The organism is Coleofasciculus sp. F4-SAH-05 (genome assembly GCF_040222985.1).
In the GTDB taxonomy this organism is placed as follows: domain Bacteria; phylum Cyanobacteriota; class Cyanobacteriia; order Cyanobacteriales; family Coleofasciculaceae; genus Coleofasciculus; species Coleofasciculus chthonoplastes.
The window spans coordinates 53,106-59,802 of sequence record NZ_JAVKBY010000254.1 but is presented as its reverse complement, the minus strand read 5'-3'; the positions used below and the strand labels follow the sequence as shown (position 1 = coordinate 59,802).

General features: G+C 42.8%; 6 protein-coding genes. All 6 read left to right on the top strand.

What is annotated here, in order from left to right:
* Window positions 1–288: 288 nt before the first annotated feature.
* The 6 genes from RIG27_RS31175 (at window position 289) to RIG27_RS31150 (ending at window position 6,693) form a co-directional block, all read left to right on the top strand.
* Window positions 289–1,191, top strand: a complete 903-nt coding sequence (locus RIG27_RS31175; protein ID WP_446350961.1) for a polysaccharide lyase — start codon at window positions 289–291, stop codon at window positions 1,189–1,191.
* 267 nt (window positions 1,192–1,458) lie between these two features.
* A complete protein-coding gene (gene hpsE / locus RIG27_RS31170) occupies window positions 1,459–2,400 on the top strand; it encodes a hormogonium polysaccharide biosynthesis glycosyltransferase HpsE (RefSeq protein WP_446350960.1) in 942 nt (313 codons plus the stop codon).
* Window positions 2,401–2,433: 33 nt separating this feature from the next.
* Entirely contained in the window at window positions 2,434–3,645 is a 1,212-nt protein-coding gene (locus RIG27_RS31165; protein WP_446350959.1) for a glycosyltransferase family 4 protein, read from the top strand.
* Window positions 3,646–3,674: 29 nt separating this feature from the next.
* Window positions 3,675–4,586 (top strand): sulfotransferase family protein, encoded by a 912-nt coding sequence (locus RIG27_RS31160; RefSeq protein WP_446350958.1) that lies wholly within the window; start codon window positions 3,675–3,677, stop codon window positions 4,584–4,586.
* 10 nt (window positions 4,587–4,596) lie between these two features.
* Window positions 4,597–5,505 (top strand): glycosyltransferase family 2 protein, encoded by a 909-nt coding sequence (locus tag RIG27_RS31155; protein ID WP_446350957.1) that lies wholly within the window; start codon window positions 4,597–4,599, stop codon window positions 5,503–5,505.
* Window positions 5,506–5,517: 12 nt separating this feature from the next.
* Window positions 5,518–6,693 (top strand): glycosyltransferase, encoded by a 1,176-nt coding sequence (locus RIG27_RS31150; protein ID WP_446350956.1) that lies wholly within the window; start codon window positions 5,518–5,520, stop codon window positions 6,691–6,693.
* Window positions 6,694–6,697: the final 4 nt, after the last annotated feature.

The window sequence follows — 6,697 nt, the reverse complement described above, 5'->3', positions numbered from 1 at the left end:
GGTGGTGGTAGCCTGTGGACTGGTTGACCCTTCGACTCCGCGGAAATTGAGCCTGTCGAAATTCAGGGTCAACACCGAGCGTAGCCGAGGTGTTGAGTGCCGTCACTGAAGCGAGTGAAGCAGGAAGTAAGCATCAAAGTTGGGTCTGACTAAGGTTGACCTGCTTTGAGTAGGTCTTTCATAACGGCTGACAAAAGCAGAGAGCAAGGATTAAATTGGATGGTTGAGGGTGCATCAAGATGAAAATGCTCAAAACTCTACACTATCCCGCACGTTTAAGCCAAACCCATGTCAATCAAATTTAAGTATCTAAGCGCTTCAGGTCAATTATTAAGTGCAGCTTTTTTAGTCATCATGCTGAATAGTTGCGCTCAGACTTCTTCAAATGAAATAGAGTCCTCTTCTGCCTTAAGCAATTCCACAGAAACCCGTCAAGATGTAGCCTCTAACGCTGATGTTACCCCGCTTTGGTCAGATAGCTTTGCTGCAACGGATTGGCAGCAATCTTGGAATTTTAAAAGTGAGAAACAGTGGGGTTTAGAAAATAGTGAAGTAATTAAAGACGCCGACGGCAGATTTGAGATGGTGCTGCGGGTGAAGTATCCGGCTGGTTCAGCTAGCCCTACGGTTTCTCGAAAAAATGACGCCCCGTTAGGAGGTACGCAGTTTTATGCGGATTTAGGTTTACCCGCTAAAGATTCTCTGCGCTTGAGTTATTATGTTCGTTTTTCCGACGACTTTGACTTTGTTAAGGGGGGGAAATTGCCAGGACTTTACGGCGGTGACGGTGCTAGTGGCGGAAAAACGCCTGATGGAACCGATGGATTTTCGACGCGCTTCATGTGGAGACGAAATGGCGATGGGGAACTGTATGCCTATCTGCCCACCAGTGACGAATACGGCACATCAATTGGTCGGGGAAATTGGCAATTTATCCCCGGAACTTGGCATCATATTGAGCAGGAGGTTGTCCTGAATGAACCGGGTCAAGCTAATGGTCAGGTTAAAGTTTGGTTAGATGGAACTATGGTTCTAGATGAGCAAGGATTAACATTCCGTACCGTTGATGATCTCAAAATTGATGGCATATTCTTCTCCACCTTTTTTGGCGGTGGTGATCCCTCTTGGGCAACTCCGAAAGATGTGTATGTCGATTTTGCTGATTTTTCTGTTTCAGACGTCAACAACTAGCCGAAAAATTCACTCGAATAGCACTGAATTTAGAACTCCCCAGTAAAAAGAGGGAATCACCGAAACCTTTGATATACCGTAGGGTGGGCATTGCCCACCAACATACCAGTCAGTGGCATTCTACTTAATTGTGTCTACCTACTTATCGCGATTATTTTGTGAAGTTTTCATTAAATTTCCGGAAAACTATTTTTCTCCCAAACAAAAAAAATTACCATTGAATTAATGATGCTATTCCCAAAAAATTATTAGTCAAGAATAAACTCAATGCCTGAATTTACTGTAGCTATTCGCACTTACAATCGTGAAAATTACTTACCAGCCCTGTTGGAAAGACTGCGATCACAGCGCGACACCGAAAATATAAATTGGGAAATTATTGTCGTCGATAACAACAGTACAGACAATACAGCAAAGATTATTCAAGACTATCAACGCAACTGGACTCAAGCATTTCCGCTCAAATACTTTTTTGAATCCCAGCCAGGAGCCTATTATGCAAGGCAACGCGCCATTCAAGAAGCTCAATCTCCTCTGATTGGCTTTCTAGACGACGATAATTTACCGGCATTAGACTGGGTAGCGCAAGCTTACTTATTTGCTCAGTCTCATCCCCAATCTGGTGCTTACGGCAGTCAAATTCATGGAACGTTTGAAGTTCCTCCACCGGAAAACTTTGAACGCATTGCTGGCTTTTTGCCTATCGTTGAACGTCAACAAACCATTTGTTTCAACACCTACAGAGCCAAGGGAGTATTACCCCCCGGTGCTGGATTAGTCATTCGCCAACAGGCTTGGTTAGACTGCATCCCCAAATATTTGATTTTACAAGGACCAGTTGGTCAATCCTTAGCCGCAAAAGGTGAAGATATAGAAGCCCTTATCTACATACAAAAAGCTGGCTGGGAAATTTGGTATAACTCGGAAATGCATATCGAGCATTACATTCCCAAAACCCGCTTGGAAAAGCAATACTTACAGCAGTTTTTTCAGGGAATCGGCAGGGGTCGCCATCATACTCGTATGCTACGATATAAACGATGGCAACGTCCCTTTATGTTTTTCTTGTATCTGATTAACGATTTTCGTCGCCTCGCAATTCATTGGTTAAAATACCGCCGGGTGATGACGACTGATATCGTAGCTGCGAGTGAAATGTCATTGCTAGTTAATAGTTTAGCAAGTCCTTTCTATTTGAGAAAACGTTAGTTTTGGCGCTAAATTTAATTATTTATTAATTTCATGAACCAATCAACTCCCAAACATTCCCAAGGAAATCTAAAAGTAGGTGTAATTGCTAACGAATTTTTCGATCTATCTGTCAGTCGCATGGGCGGATTTGGCTGGGCGACACGGCAAGTGGCTAACTGCTTTAACGCTAATCCCAACTTAGGCGTGGATGTCGTCTTTATTGCGGGTGAATCCTACGCTCAATCTAGTCAACCCGATCCCCGAATTCATCAAACACCTCTCATCCAGCGCCAGCCTAATAAATGGGCTTATGCTCGTCGCATTTGGAGTGAAAAAATCGACTTAATCCTATCGATTGACTACCGCCCAAATTATCGCCCTTTATTTTGGCTTCTACCGCGCACACCTATCGTTCTTTGGGTACGTGATCCGCGTCCGCCAGAAGATGTCGAAAAAATTAATACAGTACGCATTCCGGGGCAAGAAAATATGTTGCCCTTAGGGCTAAAATGCTTTGACTGTACATCCTTTGCTGGAGTCGTTAACCAATCAAAATGGATGGGGCGTCGAATTCTCTTTGCCACTCCTGCACCTTTTCTCAAGGATAAAGTTTTAGGAACTTACGGAGTACAACCGCCAGAGGTTTATTTTTTGCCTAATATTATTGATCTAGAACCCGGAGAGATTGTCAAAAGTGAACAACCAAGCGTCATTTTTTTAGCCCGTCTTGATCCCTATAAACGCCCTTGGCTTTTTGCTGAATTAGCCCGCCATTTCCCGGATGTAGAGTTTATCTTTATGGGGCAACCTCATTTTCAAGGCAAGGGGGCTTGGCAACCCGATAACTTACCTGATAATGTGAAACTAATGGGTCATGTTCAAGGAGAGGAAAAAGTTCGCCTTCTGGCTTCAGCCTGGGTCTTGGTTAACACCTCTATTCATGAAGGATTAGCTGTCAGCTTCCAAGAAGCACTCAAATGTGAAACTCCTTTGTTAAGTTGTGTTAATCCTCAAGATGTCGTGTCTCGGTTCGGGATTTATGTGGGGCGTTGGGATGGGAGTGGGATGGACAGTATTCCTCAATTTATTGACGGTTTGACTCGTCTAATCGAGGATCGGGAATTGCGAACTCGCTTAGGTAAAGAAGGTAGAGAATGGGTTCTAGCCAACCATAATCAATCTCAGTTTTTAGCCGCATTCTACGATTTGTGTAAACGAGCCAGAATTGGTCAATCCAAAATTAATGCACTTTTAGGTAAATAAGATAATCTCATCAGCAGAACCCCGAAGATATGACATTGCCTAATTTTTTAATTATCGGTACAGCAAAAGCGGGAACAACATCCTTGAATAACTATCTTGACGAGCATCCACAAATATATATGAGTCCTCGTAAAGAACTGAATTTTTTTGCCCTTGAAGGAGAACGCCAAGACGATTATTGTGGTAATTTTCAGGGAGATAGTGATACGCCTAATTTTATTACTAATCTTGAAGCCTATTGTCGTTTCTTTGAAAAGGTTTCTAGCGAAGTAGCAATTGGTGAAGCATCACCCCTTTATTTGCTGAGTCCAAAAGCACCGGACACGATAAAGCACTATATTCCTGATGTCAAGCTTATCGCAATCCTGCGCGATCCGGTTGAACGAGCCTACTCTGACTTTTTATTTAATTTGAGTAGAGGCGCTGAACCCATTGCTGATTTTTCCCAAGCAATCGCAGCCGAACCCGAGCGAATTTGTCAGAACTATTGGTTTCGTTGGCATTATAAACAAAGAGGGTTTTATTATGCTCAGTTGAAGCGCTATTTCGACAAATTTGCCAGCAACCAAATTAAAGTCTATCTTTATGAAGATTTTCAAGCTGACTCTCTTTCTGTATTAAACGATACCTTTGTTTTTTTGGGTGTAGACGATAATTTTTGTCCCAATATTTCGCAAAAATACAATGTTACTTCTATTCCCAAAAATAGAACGCTGAATAAGTTTCTCGATCCTCGCAATTCAACCAGTGCATTTTTTCGCAAATTTGTGTCACCTGAATTACGCAAGTCGGTAAAATCAAGATTATTAAACCTTAACCGCCGTCCCAAGCCTCCACTACTTCCAGAGGTTCGTAAACAACTGATAGAAGAGTATCGAGAAGACATCTTGAAGCTGCAAGAGCTTATTGATAAAGATTTAACAAGCTGGTTAAACGTTTAAGGTAAAACTAATGCATTATCCCTTGGTTTCTGTGGTAATTTCAACTTATAATCGGCTGGAATTTCTCAAACAAGCTGTCGCTAGCGTTGCAGCCCAAGACTTTAAAATTTGGGAACTTCTGATTGTCGATGATGCTTCTGAAGACGAAACTTGGACGTGGCTAACCACCCTAAATAAACCTAATATTAGGATATTCAAGCAACCCGAAAATTATGAACGTTCGGCAGCACGGAACCGAGGGTTAAAAGAGGCTAGAGGAGAATTTATCATGTTTCTAGATGATGATGATTTACTGCGTCAAAATGCTTTAGATAATTTAGTCAAACCTTTAGTGAAAAATAAAAACCTTGTCGCTTCAGTTGGTGCCAGATGGAAGTTTAAAGCGGGTGATTATGCCCTGAAAATAGAACATCCCCTAATTTATGTAGAGAAATTAATTTGGTCGGAATTACTGGCGGGTTGGTCTTCGATTTCGGGTCAGAATTTATACCGAACAAAAATTATTAGAGACGTGGGCGGTTATCGACCCGATCTGATCATCTGTGAGGATAGGCAACTTTGGCTGAAAGTGGCTAAATTGGGTAAAGTTGCTGTTATTCCAGATATTGTACTAGATTACCGCGTTCACGGTAGACAGTGGCGACCGAAAAATATAGAAGAACTTAGAGAAAAAGTGTTTCAGGAGTTTATTGATAGCCTTCCGGCTACAGAGCAACCCAAGGGAAACCGGATTCGAGAAAGCGCTCGTTTGTCGCAAAGCGCGGAAAATGAGTATAGAAAAGGGAACTATAGAACGGCTTGGCAGAGTTATTTAAAAGCGTCTAACGTTGCACCAGAACTGGCTTTCTCTCCGTTGACTGGTCCTCCGTTAATTCGCAGTCTAGCTAAGTCGATCCTGCGTCCTCTGCTGCCGAAATAGGCTAAATCATTAATGAAAAAAATAGTTCTTATTTACCGCGACCAACTGTTACCTTATTCAGAAACGTTTATTCCGGCTCAAGTTGAAAGTTTTACGTCTTATCAAGGATTCTACGTTGGTTCTTCCTATCTGCCTAGTGCTAAATCTATGGTACTCAAGGAAAATTGTATAGTTTTGGCTGATGAAAAACCCTTGCCCGGTTTATGGAAGACAGCGTACAAATTAGCTGGCGTACTTCATCCAAATTGGCTGAGGCGAATTGAAAATTTATCACCTAGCTTGATTCACGCTCATTTTGGCTTGGATGGCTTTTTAGCATTACCTTTAGCTCGGAAGTTAGGTGTTCCGCTAGTTGTAACATTCCACGGCTATTATGCCACGGCGGAAATCGAGGTAAGCGGAAAAACGTGGTATGAATATGGGGAAGATTTTTTCCAGCGACGGGGGCAGTTTTTTCGGGAGTTTTATGGGAGAAGGCGCGAGATACTTTTTCGAGAAGCCGATTGTTTAATTGCGGTTTCCCAGTTTATCCGTTCTCAACTGATAGAAAAAGGATGTCCGTCGGACAAGGTGAAAGTTGGTTATATTGGAATTGATGTAGATAAATTCACGCCAGATTCCCGGAGACAACGAGAATCAACGGTTTTGTTTGTGGGGCGTTTGGTTGAGAAAAAAGGGTGCGACTATTTAATTCGGGCAATGACTGAGGTGCAAAAAATTAGACCCGATGTTGAGTTAGTGATGATTGGCGATGGTTCTCTGCGTCAGAGTTTAGAAACGTTAGCGAAAAAGGGATTAAGTCGCTACCGTTTTCTGGGAGTACAAGCACCAGAAACGGTTAAAATGTGGATGAATTGTGCTTCTGTACTCTGTGCGCCAAGTATCACGACTGATCGGGGAGAGACAGAGGGGCTGCCGATAGTTATTTTAGAAGCCATGGCAATGGGATTACCTGTGGTGAGTTCTAGGAGTGCGGGGATTCCTGAAGCTGTGGTGGATGGCGAAACAGGGTTTCTGGTTCGAGAAAGGGATTGGCAAAATCTGGCAAAATGTATCTTGATTCTGGTGCAGGATACACAGATGAGGGAAGCGTTTGCGATCGCGGCACGTCAGCGCGTAGAACAACGATTTAGTCTGCAGCGGAACACGGCTTGCCTGGAACAGGTATACACGAGTATCTTGGGTTAATTAG